Annotated in this window: 17 protein-coding genes and 1 pseudogene; 3 read left to right on the top strand and 15 right to left on the bottom strand. The window is 48.8% G+C overall.

Annotation, left to right across the window (positions count from 1 at the left end; genetic code table 11):
* Positions 1–2 precede the first annotated feature (2 nt).
* From EXY25_RS15450 to trmJ, 4 genes and pseudogenes are all read right to left on the bottom strand, one after another.
* Positions 3–1,217: an IscS subfamily cysteine desulfurase gene (locus EXY25_RS15450; protein WP_114338908.1), complete on the bottom strand. Its 1,215-nt coding sequence runs from the start codon at positions 1,215–1,217 to the stop codon at positions 3–5.
* A gap of 43 nt (positions 1,218–1,260) precedes the next feature.
* Positions 1,261–1,746 (bottom strand): Fe-S cluster assembly transcriptional regulator IscR, encoded by a 486-nt coding sequence (gene iscR, locus EXY25_RS15445; RefSeq protein ID WP_114338907.1) that lies wholly within the window; start codon positions 1,744–1,746, stop codon positions 1,261–1,263.
* 91 nt (positions 1,747–1,837) lie between these two features.
* Positions 1,838–2,662: pseudogene (gene cysE / locus EXY25_RS15440) on the bottom strand (serine O-acetyltransferase); the annotation flags it as partial.
* 56 nt (positions 2,663–2,718) lie between these two features.
* On the bottom strand, positions 2,719–3,444 hold the full coding sequence (gene trmJ, locus EXY25_RS15435; RefSeq protein ID WP_130567533.1) for a tRNA (cytosine(32)/uridine(32)-2'-O)-methyltransferase TrmJ: 726 nt from the start codon (positions 3,442–3,444) through the stop codon (positions 2,719–2,721).
* 142 nt (positions 3,445–3,586) lie between these two features.
* Between trmJ and suhB the strand changes: the two genes are divergently transcribed.
* Positions 3,587–4,390 (top strand): inositol-1-monophosphatase, encoded by an 804-nt coding sequence (gene suhB / locus EXY25_RS15430; protein WP_114338904.1) that lies wholly within the window; start codon positions 3,587–3,589, stop codon positions 4,388–4,390.
* 462 nt (positions 4,391–4,852) lie between these two features.
* Positions 4,853–5,263, top strand: coding sequence for a hypothetical protein (locus EXY25_RS15425; RefSeq protein ID WP_130567531.1), 411 nt, complete (start codon positions 4,853–4,855; stop codon positions 5,261–5,263).
* 82 nt (positions 5,264–5,345) lie between these two features.
* On the opposite strand, the gene secF is transcribed toward EXY25_RS15425, so the two are convergent.
* The 11 genes from secF to grpE all read right to left on the bottom strand — a co-directional run bounded on the left by secF (position 5,346) and on the right by grpE (position 19,293).
* Entirely contained in the window at positions 5,346–6,296 is a 951-nt protein-coding gene (secF, locus tag EXY25_RS15420) for a protein translocase subunit SecF (RefSeq protein WP_130567529.1), read from the bottom strand.
* An 11-nt stretch (positions 6,297–6,307) separates the two neighbouring features.
* The gene (gene secD / locus EXY25_RS15415; protein ID WP_130567527.1) at positions 6,308–8,155 is read right to left on the bottom strand and encodes a protein translocase subunit SecD; all 1,848 of its coding nucleotides are present in this window, start codon (positions 8,153–8,155) and stop codon (positions 6,308–6,310) included.
* Positions 8,156–8,178: 23 nt separating this feature from the next.
* Positions 8,179–8,508: a preprotein translocase subunit YajC gene (gene yajC, locus EXY25_RS15410; protein ID WP_114338900.1), complete on the bottom strand. Its 330-nt coding sequence runs from the start codon at positions 8,506–8,508 to the stop codon at positions 8,179–8,181.
* 58 nt (positions 8,509–8,566) lie between these two features.
* A complete protein-coding gene (gene tgt, locus EXY25_RS15405) occupies positions 8,567–9,691 on the bottom strand; it encodes a tRNA guanosine(34) transglycosylase Tgt (RefSeq protein ID WP_114339047.1) in 1,125 nt (374 codons plus the stop codon).
* A gap of 83 nt (positions 9,692–9,774) precedes the next feature.
* Positions 9,775–10,821, bottom strand: coding sequence for a tRNA preQ1(34) S-adenosylmethionine ribosyltransferase-isomerase QueA (gene queA / locus EXY25_RS15400; RefSeq protein WP_130567525.1), 1,047 nt, complete (start codon positions 10,819–10,821; stop codon positions 9,775–9,777).
* A gap of 63 nt (positions 10,822–10,884) precedes the next feature.
* Entirely contained in the window at positions 10,885–12,513 is a 1,629-nt protein-coding gene (locus EXY25_RS15395; protein ID WP_130567523.1) for a trypsin-like serine protease, read from the bottom strand.
* 615 nt (positions 12,514–13,128) lie between these two features.
* Complete coding sequence (locus tag EXY25_RS15390; protein WP_114338897.1) at positions 13,129–13,938, bottom strand: M48 family metallopeptidase; 810 nt, start codon at positions 13,936–13,938, stop codon at positions 13,129–13,131.
* 154 nt (positions 13,939–14,092) lie between these two features.
* On the bottom strand, positions 14,093–15,007 hold the full coding sequence (locus tag EXY25_RS15385) for a DMT family transporter (RefSeq protein WP_130567522.1): 915 nt from the start codon (positions 15,005–15,007) through the stop codon (positions 14,093–14,095).
* Between the two features lie 304 nt (positions 15,008–15,311).
* Positions 15,312–16,436 (bottom strand): molecular chaperone DnaJ, encoded by a 1,125-nt coding sequence (dnaJ, locus tag EXY25_RS15380; RefSeq protein ID WP_114338895.1) that lies wholly within the window; start codon positions 16,434–16,436, stop codon positions 15,312–15,314.
* 98 nt (positions 16,437–16,534) lie between these two features.
* Positions 16,535–18,454: a molecular chaperone DnaK gene (gene dnaK, locus EXY25_RS15375; protein WP_114338894.1), complete on the bottom strand. Its 1,920-nt coding sequence runs from the start codon at positions 18,452–18,454 to the stop codon at positions 16,535–16,537.
* A 221-nt stretch (positions 18,455–18,675) separates the two neighbouring features.
* Complete coding sequence (gene grpE, locus EXY25_RS15370; protein ID WP_130567520.1) at positions 18,676–19,293, bottom strand: nucleotide exchange factor GrpE; 618 nt, start codon at positions 19,291–19,293, stop codon at positions 18,676–18,678.
* Positions 19,294–19,435: 142 nt separating this feature from the next.
* Between grpE and nadK the strand changes: the two genes are divergently transcribed.
* Positions 19,436–20,317 carry an NAD(+) kinase gene (nadK, locus tag EXY25_RS15365; RefSeq protein WP_114338892.1) on the top strand — a complete coding sequence of 294 codons (882 nt, stop codon included), beginning with the start codon at positions 19,436–19,438 and terminating at the stop codon, positions 20,315–20,317.
* Positions 20,318–20,418 lie beyond the last annotated feature (101 nt).

Genomic DNA, 20,418 nt, shown 5'->3' with positions numbered 1-20,418 from the left:
CTTTAGTGGTGTGCCCACTCAACTTTTTCCAGATCGACACCGTCTTTAAACATCTCCCAAAGCGGAGACATCTCACGGAGACGACCGATGGCGTCGTGGATCACCTTCAGTGCGTAGTCAACCTCTTCCTCGGTAGAGAAGCGGCCAAGACTGAAACGGATTGAGCTATGTGCTAATTCGTCATTGAGCCCCAACGCACGGAGTACGTACGATGGTTCGAGGCTGGCAGAGGTACAGGCTGATCCAGAAGACACGGCAAGATCTTTCAGTGCCATGATCAGTGACTCGCCTTCGACGAAATTAAAACTAATATTCAAATTACCGGCAACGCGATGCTCCAAGTCACCGTTAAGATAGACCTCATCAATATCTTGAACACCATTCCATAAGCGTTCACGCAAACCCATCAAGCGTTCGTTTTCCGCCACCATCTCTTCTTTAGCAATACGGAACGCTTCGCCCATACCAACAATCTGATGCACAGGTAATGTACCTGAACGCATACCGCGCTCATGGCCGCCACCATGGATCTGGGATTCGATACGGATACGTGGTTTACGACGCACATACAATGCGCCAATCCCTTTAGGACCGTATGTTTTATGGGCAGAAAATGACATCAAGTCCACTTTCAGGTTTTGCAAATCAATCTTGACTTTACCTGTGCTTTGGGCGGCATCAACGTGGAAAATAATCTTACGTTCGCGACACATCTCACCGATAGTCGCAATATCCTGGATCACGCCAATTTCGTTATTAACGTGCATCACAGATACCAGCACCGTGTCATCGCGCATCGCGGATGCCAACTTATTCAAGTCAACCAAACCGTTGCTTTCGACATCAAGGTAAGTCACTTCGAAACCTTCTCGCTCTAACTGGCGACAAGTATCAAGCACAGCTTTATGCTCGGTCTTCAGGGTAATGATGTGCTTACCCTTCTTACTATAGAAGTGAGCAGCGCCTTTAATCCCAAGATTATTTGACTCTGTCGCACCCGAGGTAAAAACAATTTCTCGGGGATCGGCATTCACTAGCTCTGCTATCTGGTTGCGAGCAATATCAACCAACTCTTCTGCCTGCCAACCAAAACGGTGTGAGCGTGAGGCAGGGTTCCCGAAACACCCATCCAAGGTCAGACACTCAGCCATTTTTGTTGCAACACGAGGATCCACCGGCGTAGTGGCTGAATAATCCAGATAAATAGGAAGCTTCATTATTGTCTCCAGTGACAACCGCCCTATGCTAGGCAGCTAAAATTCAAACTTGGCAATTAACACTAATCTTGCGACCCTTCAGCGTCGGAGAAAGGCCATTCTCCTGCCGACGTGCCACATCTTTAATTTCATTTTGAGCAACCAGCTCTCCCAATGTGATGCCATTGAGGAAGCCACTGATACGGTCACTCAATTCACACCAAAGGGAGTGTGTCAGGCACTGATTTCCTTCCTGACAATCGCCCTTACCCTGGCAGCGAGTGGCATCCACTGATTCATCCACAGCACTGATAACCATGCCAACAGCAATCGCATCCGCTTCTTGTCCAAGCAGATAACCGCCTCCAGGACCGCGTACACTGTTAACTAAGCCATGTTTACGTAACTTCGAGAACAGCTGTTCGAGGTAGGATAAAGAGATCCCCTGACGTTCGGAGATATCAGCCAGCGGCACTGGCCCCTGCTGAGTATGCAGCGCCACATCCAACATGGCGGTTACGGCATAGCGTCCTTTCGAAGTTAGTCTCATGATCACATACCAATTGTGTTACTATTTGATATAGATCATCACATACCCGACTATTAAGGTCAAGTATTTAACCGACCATTTTACTCAAGTATTAAATACTCGGGTCGAATGCATCTCTTTCTTGCTTACGCTCAAGCGCTGCTTTCTGCTCATCTTCGGCAAACGCTTCGATCTCCAATTCAGGCAGATCTTTCACCTTTACCTCACAATTCATTGCCACCAGCGCCTTACTCAATTCGCCCATACGCTTATCCATCAAGTGCATGTGGTCAAGCATTTGGCCGATCGCATTGGCGACAGGATCGGGGTTATCTGGAGAGACAGCGTAAGCGTCAAAGCCATACTGCTGCGCCAGCTCACTACGCTTAGCGTGCTTCTCCTTCATCGCTTCTTTGCACTTGGCTGGAACCACTTCGCGACCAGGAATGCCGACCACGGTCGCTTCCGGATTAACCGTTTTCACAACCACGGCGTTAGAGCCGACTCGCGCGCCCGTACACACGGTTATTGGACCAAGTACTTTGGCGCCGGCACCAACCACCACATTATCTTCTAAGGTTGGGTGACGTTTACCCGCATTCCAGCTGGTTCCCCCAAGAGTCACACCATGATAGAGGGTACAGTCATTGCCAATCTCAGCGGTTTCACCGATCACAATCCCCATGCCATGATCGATAAAAAAGCGTCGACCAATGGTCGCCCCTGGGTGGATCTCAATTCCAGTAATGAAACGGCTAAATGATGAGACAGTGCGTCCTAGCCAAAACAAACGGCGGCTCCAAAACCAATGCCCTAGACGGTGCAACCAGATGGCATGCAGCCCAGGATAGTTGGTCAGTACTTCAAAGGCATTGCGTGCCGCGGGATCCCGTTCAAACACACAATTGATGTCTTCTTTAATCCTTTGAAACATCTGCTTAGCGTCCTCGCAAAGTTACTCTTGATTTATCTCAGGACCGGCACTGGCGCAAATTACTTACGTGCCGCTTTCTGCACGGAAGACAACACGCCCCGAAGCATATTTAACTCCTGCGCTTCTGGTCGCGCACGATTAAACAAGCGACGCAGCTTAGTTAATACGGTACCCGGATGTTGGGGCACAATAAATCCCGTATCTTTCAGTGCTTGTTCAAGGTGTTGATAAAAGCCTTCCATCTCGTTCGCTAACGGATACTCCAGCTCACTCGCCTGCTTTTGCGGCGCCTGGGCCGAAGCCAGCATCGCCATCCTTACTTCATAACATAACACCTGCACTGCCATCGCTAAGTTCAGTGCGCTGTAGTCAGGATTGGCAGGAATATGGACGTGAAAGTTGCACTGCTGCAGCTCTTCATTGGTCAAACCACTGCTTTCACGACCAAATACCAAAGCAACAGGGTGTTTCTGTGATTCGACAAAAACTTTCTCGCCACATTCACGCGGCTCAAGCATCGGCCAGCTGTGGGTGCGTGAACGGGCACTGGCACCAATCACCAAACCACAATCGTTAATCGCTTCATCTAAAGAGCTTACGATTTTGGCAGAATGAACGATGTCGCTCGCGCCGGCAGCCAGCGCGGTTGCTTTGCCATCAGGCTCAGATTCAGGATTCACCAAATAGAGCTCGCTTAAGCCCATGGTTTTCATTGCCCGCGCCGCGGATCCCATGTTTCCTGTATGCGAAGTGCTTATCAGCACGATGCGGATATTGTCCAGCATCTTAGTGTTCTCAAACTAGCGAAAAAAAGGAGCGAAAGTGTACCATAGAGAGAGTAAAATGGCAGGAATCATTGCCTGTTCTGGCCGCTCTGCTATAATCCGCCCGCTTTTCCTTGTTCTTTGACAGAAGTGGTAACCGGCTATGCATCCCATGCTGAACATCGCTGTGCGCGCTGCGCGCAGTGCAGGTAATATTATTTGTCGTGCTTATGAACAGCTCGACTTGGTCGAAGCTGAGCAGAAATCCAGCAATGACTTCGTAACAAACGTCGATCGTGAAGCGGAAGCAGCGATCGTCCATGCCATTCTCAAAGCCTACCCAGATCATCAGATCATCGGTGAAGAGAGCGGCATTCATGGAAGTGCGGACTCCGATTACCAATGGATCATCGATCCTCTCGATGGCACCACCAACTTTTTGCGCGGCGTGCCACACTTTTCTGTCTCTATCGCCCTCAAGGTCAAAGGCAGCCTAGATCAAGCGCTGGTCTTTGATCCTATGCGCAATGAACTATTCACCGCCAGCCGTGGTGCGGGTGCCCAGCTGAATGGTTACCGTCTGCGCTGCAGCAATGCCAAAGAGTTAACTGGCACACTATTAGCAACAGGCTTTCCATTTAAACAGAAGCATTATCTGGAAAATTACCTGAATATTTTCACCACCTTCTTCAACCAAGCTGCAGATATTCGTCGCGCAGGCTCGGCCGCATTGGATCTCGCCTATGTTGCCGCAGGTCGCTACGACGGTTTTTGGGAAATTGGCCTCAAGCCATGGGATACCGCTGCAGGCGAACTGCTAGTGAAAGAAGCGGGCGGACTGGTCTTAGACTTTACTGGTGGCCATAATCATGTCGAAAGTGGCAACGTGGTTGCGGGTAGTCCAAAAGTTGTCAAAGATATGCTGCAGGGAATGCGCCCCCATTTGACACCCGCACTTAGCCGGTAATTTTTCAGCCTTATTTAGACAAAAGCCCGCTACCAAGCGGGCTTTTTTTGTTTCATCCGCCCACACCCCATTACCAATGGGGTTTCTGCACTCCTGCATAAAGCACACCACTATAGTAACCGTCAACTGAAGGGTAAACTGCGCGTCAATTTCATTTGCCACGGCTGTAGCAACCAATTGACAGATCAGACCAGCACATTAACCATAGATATATTGTGGTTTAGTGCCTAATCACTTAGTTTTGCTTCATATTGTAAAAAAACCTTTTAACTCAATGGATTAATAAGTTTTTCTAAGTGAAATGTTTATTAACAATTAATTTTTCTAATGAATAACCATAAGTTAGAAGAAATAACGAATATAGATTCATAGATTTTTACATTCCGTGTGGAGCTTTAATACCGTTTTAGAGCCAGTATTCACATACGCCTGATCACTAAGCAGGCGTTAGGAGATGAAATAATGAAAAACACAAGGATCCCGCTGGTACTTCTCGCCACAGTTTTTGCAGCATCGGTGGCAAACGCAGAGCCGGCAGTGCAGAGATATGAAGTTGTCCTTCACCAAGAGCAAGTTAGAGATGTGGTCAGAGTGCAGACTGAGCAAACTCTTTTGGAGATGGATTATCAACTGGATAAAGATGTGATCGTACAATCTAAGCGAGCAATTGCAGAGGTTATTGAACAGCAGACCGAGCTTGCTTTAGTAGAGCTGGACGATCAATTGGCACAAGATGTTTTTGTACAATCCAGTGATGCACTGAGTGATATGTCAGATGACCCTGGTCTACAGCCGTATGCCATCGCAGAAGCCATGGAGCAGCACCCTGAGCGCTTTACTGCATTGCACAGGCCAGCACCAACTGTAGAGTAAGCCAGTAAGTGAGTAAGCAAATTAAAAGGGGGCCTAACGGCCCCCTTTTTTATCGAGATAACATCAGATAAGTAGCTGACAGCTACATCATCATAGGATCCTGATCAGCACCCTCTTTCTCGACTTCAGTTGGCATCAGATCTTCACGACTAATACCTAGGCCCATAGCGATAGTGCTGGCCACGTAAATGGAGCTGTATGTACCCACCAATACACCACACAACAATGCTGTCGCAAAGCCGTGAATCGATGCACCACCGAGGTAGAACAAAGCGATCAACACTAATAGCGTAGTCAACGAGGTGATCACGGTACGTGACATGGTTTGTGTGAGTGAGATATTGATAATCTCCTCCACTTCGCCTTTACGCACCTTGCGGAAGTTTTCACGGATCCGGTCCATCACCACGATAGTATCGTTAAGTGAGTAACCAATCACCGCCAAGATCGCCGCTAATACCGTGGTATCAAACTCCAGCTTAAACAGTGAGAACACGCCTAACGTAATTATCACGTCATGGGCCAATGCCGCAACGGCCCCCAGTGCTAAACGCCATTCAAAGCGCATCGTGACATAAGCAAGAATACAGAGCAGTGCCACCAAGGTCGCCAAGCCACCCGTTTCACGCAGTTCAGCCCCGATCGTCGGACCGATAAAGTCAATACGATGCAACTCAAACGTACCGACATCACTGGCTCTCAAACCCGCCACTAAGTCATCAGCGACTTTAGCCGCATCGATGCCATCACGTGGTGTCATACGAATAACAACATCACGGCTAGAGCCAAAATGTTGCACCACAGCATCAGCAAAATTATTGGCTTCCAATACGGTACGGATCGCAGGGATATCTGCCGGTTGCTCAAAACCCAACTCCACCAAGGTACCACCGGTGAAATCCAGGCCCCAATTCAAACGGTTCACAGACAATATGGCGATAGAGCCGACCACCAGTACCAATGACACCCAACGGAATAATCCGCGGAATGCCATAAACTGGACTGTGTCTTTAAAATTTAATAGCTGAAACATCTCATCAACTCCTAGATTGGCAGCTTAGCCAGTTTCTTGCCGCCCCAGGCCAAATTAACAATGGCGCGGGTGCCAACAATGGCAGTAAACATGGATGTAGCGATACCAACCGCCAGCGTGACAGCAAACCCTTGGATCGGGCCGCTACCAATCGCCATCAGAATCAACGCCGTGATAAACGTGGTGATGTTCGCATCTGCAATAGTAGAAAACGCGTTGTCATAACCGTAATGGATAGCCTGTTGCGGAGAGCGCCCCTCTTTAAGCTCTTCGCGTATACGTTCGAAAATAAGTACATTAGCGTCCACCGCCATACCTACTGTCAAGACGATACCCGCCATACCCGGCAGTGTTAGGGTGGCTCCTAACAGAGACATCACAGCGACAATCAAAACCAAGTTGGCGATAAGCGCCATGTTGGCAACAATGCCAAACTTGCGATAATAGGCCAACATAAACAGTACAACGGCAACAAAACCCCACAGGATCGCCTGTGTACCTGCATCAATGTTCTGCTTACCTAAGCTTGGGCCAATAGTTCGCTCTTCAACGATACTGATCGGTGCTATCAATGCGCCAGCGCGCAATAGCAGTGCAAGGTTATGTGCTTCCTGGGGCGAATCGATACCAGTGATACGGAAGTTACGGCCCAAACGAGTTTGGATGTTCGCCGCATTGATTACCTCTTCAGTTTTCACCAAGATCTGCTTACCATCTTTATCGACGCGGCCGGATGGCTGGTACTCAATAAACACGGTCGCCATCAACTTGCCGACATTATCTTTACTGAACTTCGACATCTTGCCGCCGCCGCTAGAGTCAAGGCTGATATTTACCTGAGGCCGACCATATTCATCCGAGCCAGAACCGGCATCAGTGATATGGGCACCATCAAGAATAATTCGCTTCTCTAACAAGTAGGGACGACCACTGCGGTCTTGCAGCAATTGTGTACCGGCTGGTACACGACCTTCCAACGCATCACGGACATCATGCTTTTCATCTACTTTGCGGAATTCAAGGGTGGCTGTTTTACCCAAGATCTCTTTCGCTTGCGCGGTATCTTGCACACCCGGCAGTTCAACCACGATACGGTCGGCGCCTTGGCGCTGTACCAGTGGCTCAGCTACACCCAAGGCATTAACCCGGTTACGCAAAATAACGATGTTTTGCTGCACAGCATATTCGCGCTGCTCTTTCAGCATCTGTTCGCTCATGGTAGTGCGTAGCGACATGCCATCCGCACCTTCAAAGAAGGTCAGATCGCGAAACTTGGCAGACAGTAAATCTTCACCACGCTCCACATCTTCGGCTTTACGGAAACGGACAACAACACCCTGTCCAGCCACTTGCCGAACAGAAGCGCCATACACCTTCTCTTCTCGCAGCAAACTACGGAAGTCTGCCACCATACTCTCTTCAGCTTTCGCCACCACCGACTTCATATCCACTTCCATCAGGAAGTGAACACCGCCACGCAGGTCGAGACCCAGCTTCATTGGGTTCCCACCAATGCCTTTCAACCATTCAGGTTGAGCTGAAGCCAGGTTAAGCGCGACTACGTATTTGGCGCCAAGCGCCTGAGTAACCGCGTCCTGAGCCGTTCGTTGGTCTTCTTCTTTGGTCAAACGTACCAACAAACGCCCCTCTTCATTCGAGAGGCCACGGTAAGCGATATCGTTCTGCTCTAAGGTTTGCTTAACATCAAGCAGTACCTGTTCATCTATTTCAGCACCACGCTGAGCAGATACCTGAATAGCGAAATCTTCACCATACAGGTTTGCCACGGCGTAGAGCGCCCCGATGCCGAGGACAAACATCAGCATCAGGTATTTCCACAATGGGTAACGATTTAACACGCAACGATTCCTTGCGTTGAAAATTACAGGGACTTCAGCGTGCCTTTAGGCAAGATCGCGGAAACAGCAGACTTCTGAACAGTCACATCCATATTGTCAGCCAATGAGATGACAATGAACTCTTTCTCATCAGAGACTTTGGCTACTTTGCCAACAATACCACCCTGGGTCAGCACTTCGTCGCCTTTGCCCAACGCAGACATCAGGTTCTTATGCTCTTTCACGCGCTTGGCTTGTGGACGATAGATCATGAAATAGAAGATTGCAGCGAAGATCACCAACATGATGATCATATCCCAACCACCAGCTTGCGGTTGTGCGCCTGGAGCAGCGTAAGCATTTGCGATAAACATTGTGGATTTTCCTTAGGTTATTTCTAATGCAAAATTTTCTTTTATATGGGGCCAATTATCAGTCTTTCAACTCTGGAACCGGCATTGAGCGTTTGGCATAAAATTCTGTGACGAAGTCGTCTAATTTACCCTGCTCAATTGCGCCGCGTAAACCTTCCATCACCCGCTGATAAAAGCGCAAGTTATGAATAGTGTTCAAACGAGCACCGAGGATCTCGTTACAGCGATCAAGGTGATGCAGATAAGCACGGCTATAATTCTTACAGGTGTAACAGTCACAAGTCGGATCCAGTGGGCCCGTATCTGTCTTATGCACAGCGTTGCGAATTTTTATCACACCATCGTCAACAAACAGATGTCCATTACGCGCATTTCTGGTCGGCATCACACAATCAAACATATCGATACCACGACGCACCCCTTCCACCAGATCTTCTGGCTTACCGACACCCATCAGGTAGCGGGGTTTATCCTCTGGGATCTTAGGCACGATATATTCCAGCACTTTGTGCATCTCTTCTTTCGGCTCACCCACGGCCAGGCCACCGACCGCATAACCGTCAAACCCTACTGCCATCAAGCCTTCCAACGACTGGTCACGAAGATCTTCGTAAATCCCCCCCTGAATGATGCCAAACAGGGCATTGGGATTATTCGCCTCATCGAAACGATTACGGCTGCGCGCCGCCCAACGCAAAGAAAGCTCCATCGATGTTTTAGCTTGCTCGTGGGTCGCAGGGTATGGTGTACATTCGTCAAAGATCATGACGATATCGGAACCGAGGGAGTACTGCACATCCATCGATGTTTCAGGATCGAGAAAGATTTTGTCACCATTAATTGGATGACGGAAATGCACACCTTCCTCAGTGATCTTCCGAATATCACCCAAACTGAATACCTGAAAACCGCCAGAGTCGGTCAATATGGGGCCCTGCCACTGCATAAAGTCATGCAGATCACCGTGGGCTTCCATGATCTCGACACCGGGACGCAGCCACAGATGAAAGGTATTTCCCAAAAGGATCTGAGCCCCACTATCCGCGACCTCTTCCGGAGTCATCCCCTTTACCGTACCGTAGGTGCCCACAGGCATAAACGCAGGGGTTTCAACCGTGCCGCGTTCAAACACTAAACGACCACGGCGAGCACGGCCATCCGTACCCAGTAACTCATATTGCATTTTCATAGTGACTCCGCCACCGGAAATACAGTCCGGCGCTGATTAAACAGTAAGTGAATAGCCGCTCATAGTAACAAAAATCACTACGGCTTGCGGGTAACAAACATGGCATCGCCATAACTAAAGAAACGGTACTTTTCTGCAACCGCCTCAGCATAAGCATTCATCACCGCATCGTATCCGGCAAAGGCACTGACCAGCATGATCAATGTCGATTCAGGTAAATGAAAGTTGGTCACCATGGCATCAATAATCTGAAAAGAATAACCAGGGTAGATAAAGATATCGGTCTCACCGGCGAACGGTTGCAGTTGCTCATGACCTGCAGTAATCGATGCTTGCGCAGCGCTTTCAAGTGAGCGCACAGAGGTGGTTCCCACAGCGATCACCCGCTTGCCTGCTGCTTTGGTGGCTAATATTTTTGCCACCACATCGTCAGACACTTCAGCATACTCGCTATGCATCTTATGCTCGGTGACTTGATCAACGCGAACCGGTTGAAACGTACCAGCGCCGACATGCAGAGTCACAAAAGCCTGTTCAACGCCCTTTTCTTGCAAACGTTGCAATATGGCGTCATCAAAATGCAAGCCTGCGGTAGGCGCCGCAACCGCACCTGGCTTTTGGTTATATACGGTTTGATAACGTTCACGATCGGCGCCTTCATCCGGACGATCGATATAGGGAGGGAGCGGCATGTGACCGTATTGCTCCAACCATTCTAAAACCGTTTTAGCGGGATCAAATTCAAGTTCAAATAACGCATCATCACGTCCTAACATCTCCACTTTGATCTGATCTTCAAGCAGGAGTTGTGCGCCAGCTTTAGGGGATTTTGAACTTCGAACATGAGCTAGAACGCGGTGGTCATCAAGGATCCGCTCCACCAACACTTCAATTTTACCACCGCTGGATTTACAGCCATGGAGGCGTGCGGGGATCACTCGGGTATTATTAAAAACAACCAGATCACCGGGCTCAACTAAGGATTCAATATCAGTGAATTGGCGATGATGCACTGCACCGTCGGTGCCTTCCAAATGCAGTAAGCGGCTGGCGGTCCGATCAGCCATCGGATAACGAGCAATCAGCTCATCTGGCAATTCAAAATGAAAATCAGAAACCTGCACCCAACACCTCAACGTGACGCCGATATAAATGAGGCGCTAGTCTATGGATGCAGGCAGCAGGGATCAAGGTTTTGCGCGTTTAAACCAACTTAAAGCGAGCAAGCTGAATAAGCTAAGTAAGCCTATGGGGCCACCACCACCGCCGCCGTCACTATCAACGGGATCGGTAATTATCGGAGGATCAATAACTTGCCCTTCGGGTGTGAACACGACATCAGCAATGATGCCGGTACCATCACCCGAAGAAACAAATTCAATCGTGACCGGCACCCCAGGAGTCAACGTCGTCACCACTGAGCGCCAACTATCTAAAGAGATCAAAGCACTCTCTAAATCACCGGGCTGCTGATACAAATTAAGCATCTGCAGCGATTGGCTATCCCCTTCTAGCCGCCAGCTGAACGTGAGCTGCCCCGCTTCAGCAGACATAACCATCAACGCAGCACTTCCTGACGCTATAGAAGAAAAGCTGGCAGTAAGTGAGTCACCACCGGCTGGGCCTGCCACATCACTATCCCGCCAACTGCGATCACCTCCGTTGAACCAGCGTAATTCGCTCTGTTCAAAGGCGCCGTCAAACGTGTCTTCAGGTAAAACTTGAGCAATAACTTCACTGTCATAGCTTTGCTGATTGGTTGTTATCTGCAGATCTGTATTCTGCTGACCGGCAGATTGCGGATTAGCCGTGATCTGTAGCTGACAAGTGGTGTTAGCGCTCAGTTCACCCAGGCAGTTTTGAGAAAGCTGAAATTCGCTGGCATCATCAGTCACTATGCTATTAATTAGCAGAGCATCCGTGCCGTTGTTGACCAAAGGTACGCTAACCTGCTGCGGGATCCCATGAGCAATAAACGGCATTCTCACCGGATTGCTGACACTAAAGCCTGTGATCGTGGAATCAATCCAATCATTGTAATTAGCTACTCGCGTATACACCCCAGGAGAGCCAACATCACAGCCAAGTCCCCAGCTAACAATGCCATATTGCACCGCCTGATCGCCTTCTCCTTCATACAAAGGGCCACCACTGTCGCCGCTACATGAATCGATACCAACAACCCCGCCAGCACAGATCATATTATCGGTTACCCAACCTGACGGAAATTCACTGCGGCATAACGAGGTAGCTAGATAGGGGAGCACCGCACTTTGCAGGCGATCGCTCGCCTCACCACTATCCGGATCAGTGATCCCGTAGCCTACCAAGTTGAGAGGAAACTGATTACTTAGCGTGTTGGTTTCGGATTGTGATGCGCGTGCGATTTGTGGGCTATTGGAAAAACTAGACAGGTGTAATAAGGCGATATCATTATCTAAACTTGTACCGTTAAAATCTTGCCCAATCAGCACTTGATCAACTTTAAACTGATCACTTCGGCGTTGTGCTTGCAAATTCTCAATTCCAAGCACAACCACTATCTCTAGAGGCTGCGCGTTATCAACACAATGCGCAGCGGTCATTACCCATCCAGGTGCGATCAGCGTACCGCCACAGATATGGGATGGGATAAATATGTTATCTGCCCCCTGAGGCAGAAACTGCACGCTGGCCATCCATTCCGTGGCGCCTATTTCAGAGGGTACACCGCCCACCACTTTTGCTTGCGGTAATTCCACAGCATTGCTGCTTGTTGCAAAAGCAAAACTGCAAAGCAACGCAGGAAAAAGAAAACGGCGAGAATAACAAGTCATCAATCTGTAATCCTGTTCAATTTCATTTAAGTAAAGCAGAACGAATGCTTTTACGATACATCAATAGTGGACAGATCAAACTTCAAGCTCCCAAAAACTGAACAACTAGAAAGCGGCCTCATCTTATATCGCCATTTCGTTGGCTCTCAAACATCAACTGATAAGTGTCAGGCAAAGACAAGGTGAAACTAAATTACACAAAACCTCAAAACAGCTTGTTTAAAGTGATTTAGATCAAACAAAAACACTACACACACCCAGCGCAGTAATATTATTTCGTAATTAAATTACCAAACAGGTTGATTTGTGAAGAAGATCACATTAATATTCCTCCATCGAAACGAATTACTTCAACAGCCACTAGTTAAGGAGATCACCATGTTGAATTTATACGATCTCGTCGCGCTGAAAACTTTGCTCAGCGGTCGTGATACCAAGCAGCAGAGACCTGCTCCGGTAACTAAGCGTTACCACTTTTCCTGGACCCGTTAATCACGGTTCTGTGAACAAGTTTTGTTGTTAGCCAAGTCCTTTGTGTTTTTAGCGGGCAATGCCCCGTCTGTTATATACAGATCCTCTACCTTTGGTAGAGGATTTTTTTTTGCCTGCTAACAACTACAAACGGCATTTAGGGTTAAGTCCCTTATTATGCGCTTTCGCTGCAATACCCTGAGCTCTGGACATATTTGACTCAAGATCAGCAATTCGTGTGTCATGGGAGGGATGCGTAGAGAAAAATTCAGGCGGTTGACCACTGCTAGCTTTCGCCATATTCCGCCACAGCGCCACGCTTTGAGTCGGGTCAAAGCCTGCTTGTGCCATCAGATCCAAACCAATCACATCCGACTCAGACTCTTGGGTACGACTGTAAGGCAGCATCACGCCCACCTGTACACCAAGCCCTAGCGCCGCCATCCACATTGCTGAGTCGTCCGAATCCGATGCGGCAATCGCTGCGCCAGCCACGGCCATAGTTACCCCAGCCAGTTGATTGTGAGTTAACCGTTCGTTACTGTGATCAGCCATAACATGCCCCACCTCATGGCCGATAACCGCAGCCAGTTGGTCCTGATTTTGCGCTATTTTAAGCAAACCGGTATAAACCCCAATTTTGCCTCCAGGCAGTGCAAAAGCATTCGCTTGCTCACTATCAAACACAACCACTTCCCACCCAGCTTGATGATACTGTTGTGGTACTTGCGCAGTGATATGACGCGCCACACACTGCACATAGCGGTTAAGGCTACTGTCGCCAGAAATTTTCTCTTGCTGTTTGATCTGCTCAAACGACTGTCCGCCCAGAGAGGACATCTCTTGATCAGAGTAGAGCAATATTTGGTCGCGCCCTGTCGGCGAAGCGGTACAAGCGGCCAAAACCGCAATAGCGCACAATGAAACGGCGCTTTTCGTTATGGAAATAGACATAAAGCGTATCCCTACTTAACTACACATCAGAATATAGCGGCTAGTGTAACGACTCAGTCCGCACTGCGGAATACGCATTAAATCCCAAAAGATTGAAGCGCTTCCAATAAATAGAGGAAGCGCACTCTTTCTTTAGGCATTCTGCTAACGGTGGCTAAGAAGCACGACCAGAACTAAAGCGCAGTCGATAACGCCACACCCGGCCACCAAACTGGTAACAGCTAAAACCGGAAAGGATCAGCGCCGTGCCGATCCAAACATCTATCGACAATGATTCACCATTGAGCAAGTTACCTAGCAAAAGAGCCAACACAGGCGTAATTAGAGGGATCAAGGCCACCTGCGTCGCTTCAATTCTGGCCAACACGTAAAAGTACACAAACGAACCAAACACAGAGGAGATAACCCCAAGATAGACAGTCGAATAAATAGCTCGTTCACCGATTTCATCAGGCCAGGTCTGACCCGTTATGAACCAGGTCAAGAGAAACAACAGCGCAGCCACCCAAGTCCCGCCGGTAGTGATCGCCATACCGGAAACGGCTTTGCCGCCAACGCCCGCGAAACGCTTCACCAGTACGGTGCTCAAACTAAATGCGGCCACACCAAGTAGCAAAACGACAATCCCCCAAACCGTTTCCGATCCCATCTCTATCGCAGAGCCAAACACAACCACTAGTCCGATAATACCCAATGCGGTACCCAACAGCTTTGCTGGCGTGAATGCCCTCTCACCCAGCAACTTAGCCGCAAACAACCCAGTAAAGATCGACGTAAAGCCGAATATCACCGACAACCAGCCTGATGGCATTAATTGCGCGGCCCAATAACTGGCTGACATACTCACATAACAGCCGACACCAGCAGCCAGATAGCTGTTTCTAGCCGCATCCGACCAAGGTAATCGAAATCTGAATAGCTGCTGCACGATGAGCGCGGTGACAGCAGCCAATGTCAGGCGTGCAGTCACACCGAATAGGAATCCACTGCCTTCACCACTCCAGCTAATGGCCAGTGGTGTTGTGGCCCAAAGTAAAACAATACCCAAATAAGCGGCCTGTACTGACATGACTGACTCCCTTTTGTCCAAAAAACAAAAAAGGCCGCAGTTTTTAGCTGCGGCCCCTGATAACTAACGAATTTGGATACTAGCTTCGTAGTCTACCCTTGACCGCACAGGCGCGTTTCGCCCACACACAGCGGTGTAGCGAAATATCTTGGGTGACGTTTACAAAGCTAAGATTCAACATAAGACTAATAACCCGTTAGTGGAGAAGTAAGAATGCGCTTGGTGCTAACGACTTGCAACCCTGAAGAAAAAACAAAAGCCACGACAATGCGTGGCTTTGAAAGTTAAATATGTAACGATGGCTTTACGACGTCAGATCATCGAAGAAGCGCTTAACCCCTTCAAAGAAGCCCGTCTCTTTCGGCTTATGCTTATCTGATGCTTTAAAACTCTCATCCAACTCTGACAATAACTCTTTTTGCTTAGATGTCAGCTTCACCGGTGTTTCCACCACGGCTTTACACATCAAATCACCCACAGCACCACCGCGGACAGACTTAACGCCTTTACCACGCATACGGAACATACGGCCAGTTTGGGTTTCAGATGGCACCTTCAATACCACTCGACCATCCAAGGTCGGCACTTCAATTTCGCCACCCAAAGCAGCTTGGGCAAAGCTAATCGGCACTTCGCAATAAAGGTTGCTACCATCACGAACAAAGAATTCGTGATCTTTGACATGCATCTGCACATAAAGATCGCCCGCTGGTGCGCCATGTTCTCCGGCTTCACCTTCGCCAGAAAGGCGAATGCGATCACCAGTATCTACGCCGGCAGGGATCTTCACAGACAAGGTCTTCGTCTTCTGTACCCGGCCATCACCGTGACAACTGCCACAAGCTTCATCGATAACTTTACCGCGGCCGCGACAAGTTGGGCAGGTTTGCTGCACAGCAAAGAACCCCTGCCGCATCTGCACTTGCCCTTGACCATGACAAGTGCCACAGGTCTTCGGCGAGGTGCCAGGTTTAGCGCCCGAACCATCGCAGGTTTCACAACCTACCCAGGTCGGTACTTGAATTTCGCGAGAGATACCGCGAACAGCCTCTTCCAGCGTCAACTCCATGGTGTAACGCAAATCAGCACCACGTTGGGCTTGACGGCCACCGCCACGACGGCCACCACCAAAGATATCACCAAACACATCACCGAAAATATCAGAGAAGTCAGCACCACCACCATGACCGCCGCCACGATTAGGATCTACGCCTGCATGACCAAACTGATCATAGGCCTGACGTTTTTGCTCATCAGTCAGCACTTCCGCCGCTTCATTGGCTTCTTTGAACTTCTCTTCAGCCGCTTTATCGCCCGGATTTTTATCTGGGTGGAACTTCATTGCCAGACGTTTGTAGGCCTTTTTAATCTCGCGTTCGGTGGCGTTTTTACTAACACCGAGCACTTCGTAATAATCGCGTTTAGACATACTTTGACCGCTAATTCAATGTGGCTTTGTTACAGACAAACACGGGCGTTAGTTACCCAACGCCCGTGTCCTTTTAAGTAATGACCTGTGAGGGCGAATTACTTTTTGTCGTCTTTGACTTCTTCAAACTCAGCGTCAACGACATCGTCGTCTTGCGCAGCAGTGTTTTCACTACCGCCTTCCGCAGATTGTGCTTCCGCTTGTGCTTTCGCCTGAGCCAGCTCCATCAACTTGCTTGATGCTTCCATCAAAGCCTGAGACTTGGCTTCAATATCAGCCTTATCTTCACCCTTGATAGCCGCTTCCAATTCAGTTAACGCTGCTTCAACTTTCTCTTTCTCGTCGGCAGGCAATTCTTCACCCAGCTCTTCGATCTGCTTACGAGTTGCGTGGACCAAAGCATCAGCTTGGTTACGTGCAGCTACCAGCTCTTCAAATTTCTTGTCTGCTTCAGCATTGGCCTCAGCATCACGTACCATGCTTTCGATCTCATCATCAGACAAACCAGAGGAAGCCTTGATGGTGATCTTCTGCTCTTTACCTGTGTCTTTATCTTTCGCAGACACATGCAAGATACCGTCAGCATCGACGTCAAATGAAACTTCAATCTGTGGTGTACCGCGCATCGCTGGGCGAATACCTTCCAGATTAAACTGGCCGAGAGATTTGTTATCAGCCGCACGCTTACGCTCACCCTGGATAACATGCACTGTCACCGCAGACTGGTTGTCTTCAGCCGTTGAGAAAGTCTGTGACTTCTTGCTTGGCACGGTGGTGTTCTTCTCGATCAGTGGTGTCATTACACCACCCATGGTTTCGATACCCAAAGAGAGTGGTGTCACATCAAGCAAGAGAATGTCTTTTACATCACCGCCCAATACACCGCCCTGAATAGCAGCACCTACGGCAACTGCTTCATCCGGGTTCACATCTTTACGAGGCTCTTTACCGAAGAAATCAGACACGGCTTTCTGTACCGCTGGCATACGCGTCTGACCACCAACCATGATCACGTCATTCACATCACCCACTGACAGATCCGCATCTTTCAGAGCGATCTTCAAAGGCTCTAAAGTACGCTTGATCATATCTTCAACCAAAGATTCCAGCTTGGCGCGGGTCACTTTGATATTGAGGTGCTTAGGCCCAGAGGCATCAGCAGTGATATAAGGCAAGTTGACTTCGGTCTGCTGCGCAGAGGACAGTTCAATCTTGGCCTTTTCAGCAGCTTCCTTCAGGCGCTGCATAGCCAATGGGTCCTGACGCAGATCGAAACCCTGCTCCTTCTTAAACTCATCAACCAAGTAGTTGATCAAACGGTTATCAAAATCTTCACCACCCAAGTGGGTGTCACCGTTAGTCGCCAACACTTCAAACGTGTGCTCGCCATCAGCTTCATCAATCTCAATAATAGAGATATCGAACGTACCACCACCTAAGTCATAAACAGCGATGATGTTATCACCCTGCTTTTTGTCCATACCGTATGCCAAAGCGGCAGCAGTTGGTTCGTTGATGATGCGCTTAACATCCAGACCCGCAATACGACCGGCGTCTTTGGTTGCCTGACGCTGAGAATCGTTGAAGTAAGCAGGAACAGTAATAACCGCTTCAGTTACCGCTTCACCAAGGTAATCTTCTGCAGTTTTCTTCATCTTTTTCAGAATTTCTGCAGATACCTGAGGAGCAGCCATTTTTTCGCCATGCGCTTCAACCCATGCATCACCATTGTCAGCTTTGACAATCTTGTAAGGCATGATAGCCACATCGCGTTGAACTTCGTCATCTTCAAAACGACGACCGATCAGGCGCTTAATAGCAAACAGAGTGTTCTGTGGGTTAGTAACAGACTGACGCTTTGCAGGCTGACCAACCAAAATCTCATCGCCGGTATAAGCGATAACAGAAGGGGTTGTACGATCACCTTCAGCATTTTCAATAACTCGTGGTGTGCCGCCGTCTAAAACAGCCACACAAGAGTTTGTGGTGCCGAGGTCAATCCCGATGATTTTACCCATTTGTACGTTCTCCAACAAAAACCTGTACATTTCATTGCTAACAAAGGTGGGGTCGTTGAAACCCTTTTCAAGCGTAGGGTGAAATTTTTTTTCACTTTCTTACAGAAACAAAAAAAAACAACAGCAAAACAGTTTGTTAACAAGGTTTATTGATTAAGCTTCAAACATAAAAAAAGCCGCCCATGCGACTTTTTTGTCAGAAATTTAAGGTTTATCGCCGATTAAGCTTCTGTATCGATGCCGCTGGCCGGCGCTTTAGCAACCATCACCATGGCTGGACGTAACAGGCGTCCATTTAGCTCATAACCTTTTTGCATCACCAGCATCACGGTATTTGGCGCATGGTCAGGGCTCTCTTGCATTGACATCGCCTGATGCTGTTCAGGATTGAAAGTCTGACCCACAGGGTCTAGCTGGACAACGCCATGCTTAGCAACAGCATCCATCAACCCTTTCATGGTCAACTCGACACCTTCAATCATCGGCTTGATGGCATCGTTTTCGGCATCAGCGAGCTGTAAGCCTCTTTCCAGGTTGTCGATGACGCTTAACATGTCGCCAGCAAATTTCTCAAGAGCAAACTTACGGGCTTTCTCGCTGTCTTGCGCGGCGCGACGGCGTGCATTGTCCGCTTCTGCCATCGCTCGCAATACAGATTCTTGCTGTTCTTCTACCTTAGCGTTAGACGCAGCCAAAGCAGCTTCCAACTCAGCTATACGCTCTTCAGCACTCAGCAATTGACCTTCCTCTACTTCTACTTCTACTTCAGCAGCGGGTTCAACTTGCTCAATCGTCTGCTCAACCACTTCTTGATCTGACGGGGTGTTCTTATCGCTCATAAAATCTCCAGAAAAGCCGTTTCATACCCTCGGCTTGAGGCTGCTGACTATTATGGGGATTGATCGCTTTGTTTCAAGGCAAGACTTGCTGCTAATCGGCGCCCAAGTATACTGAGCAGGTACTTACCGAGGCTGTAGCCAAATGAAAAAGCCGTTTCAAACCGTTGGATTAATAGGTAAACCCCACCATGAAGGGGCGAACCAGACACTTCTGCAATTGCATAAATTTCTCACTCAACGTGGCTTGAATGTCGTCGTAGAAGAGCGTGTTGCAACGGAATTGGCGATAACCGATGTCGACGCTGTCGATCTGGTTCAGTTAGGCGAGCGCTGCGATTTAGCCATTGTTGTCGGTGGTGACGGTAATATGCTTGGCGCCGCACGAGTGTTATCGCGTTTTGATGTGGGTGTTGTTGGCGTTAACCGTGGCAACCTGGGCTTTCTAACCGATCTCAGTCCTGACGAATACGAACAACCCCTGACCGAAATTCTCAGCGGTGACTATCAACTCGAACAACGCTACCTATTGGAAGCCGAGGTGTATCGCCACGGCCGCCTAAAAAGTAGTAACACCGCAGTGAATGAGGCGGTACTCCACCCCGGTAAGATCGCCCACATGATCGATTTTGAGGTGCTGATCAATGACCATTTTGTCTTCCAACAGCGCTCTGATGGCCTAATTATCTCCACCCCAACGGGTTCAACCGCCTATTCGTTATCCGGCGGAGGTCCAATCATGATGCCATCACTGGATGCCTTGGTATTAACGCCGATGTTTCCCCACACACTTTCGGCACGCCCCATCGTTGTCGATGGTGATAGTGTTATTACGCTGCGGGTTTCAGACGGCAATGAGGACAATCTGCAGGTCAGCTGTGATGGCCACGTGACGCTATCAGTGATGCCTGGAGACGAAATAAAACTGCGTAAACACAAAGCGCCGCTGACCCTGCTCCACCCCAACTGCTATGACTACTATGAAGTGCTACGTACCAAATTGGGCTGGAGTAGCAGTCTGTTTTAACAGCAACAAACGCACACCTTTCATACAAAAAGTTTGCAAACCACTCAAAGTACTGTATACATATACACATACTGTATGTGTATACATGTTTTGAGGTTTCT

The organism is Corallincola spongiicola (assembly GCF_004284785.1).
Lineage (GTDB): Bacteria > Pseudomonadota > Gammaproteobacteria > Enterobacterales > Neiellaceae > Corallincola > Corallincola holothuriorum.
This window is presented reverse-complemented; position numbering and strand designations above follow the sequence as displayed.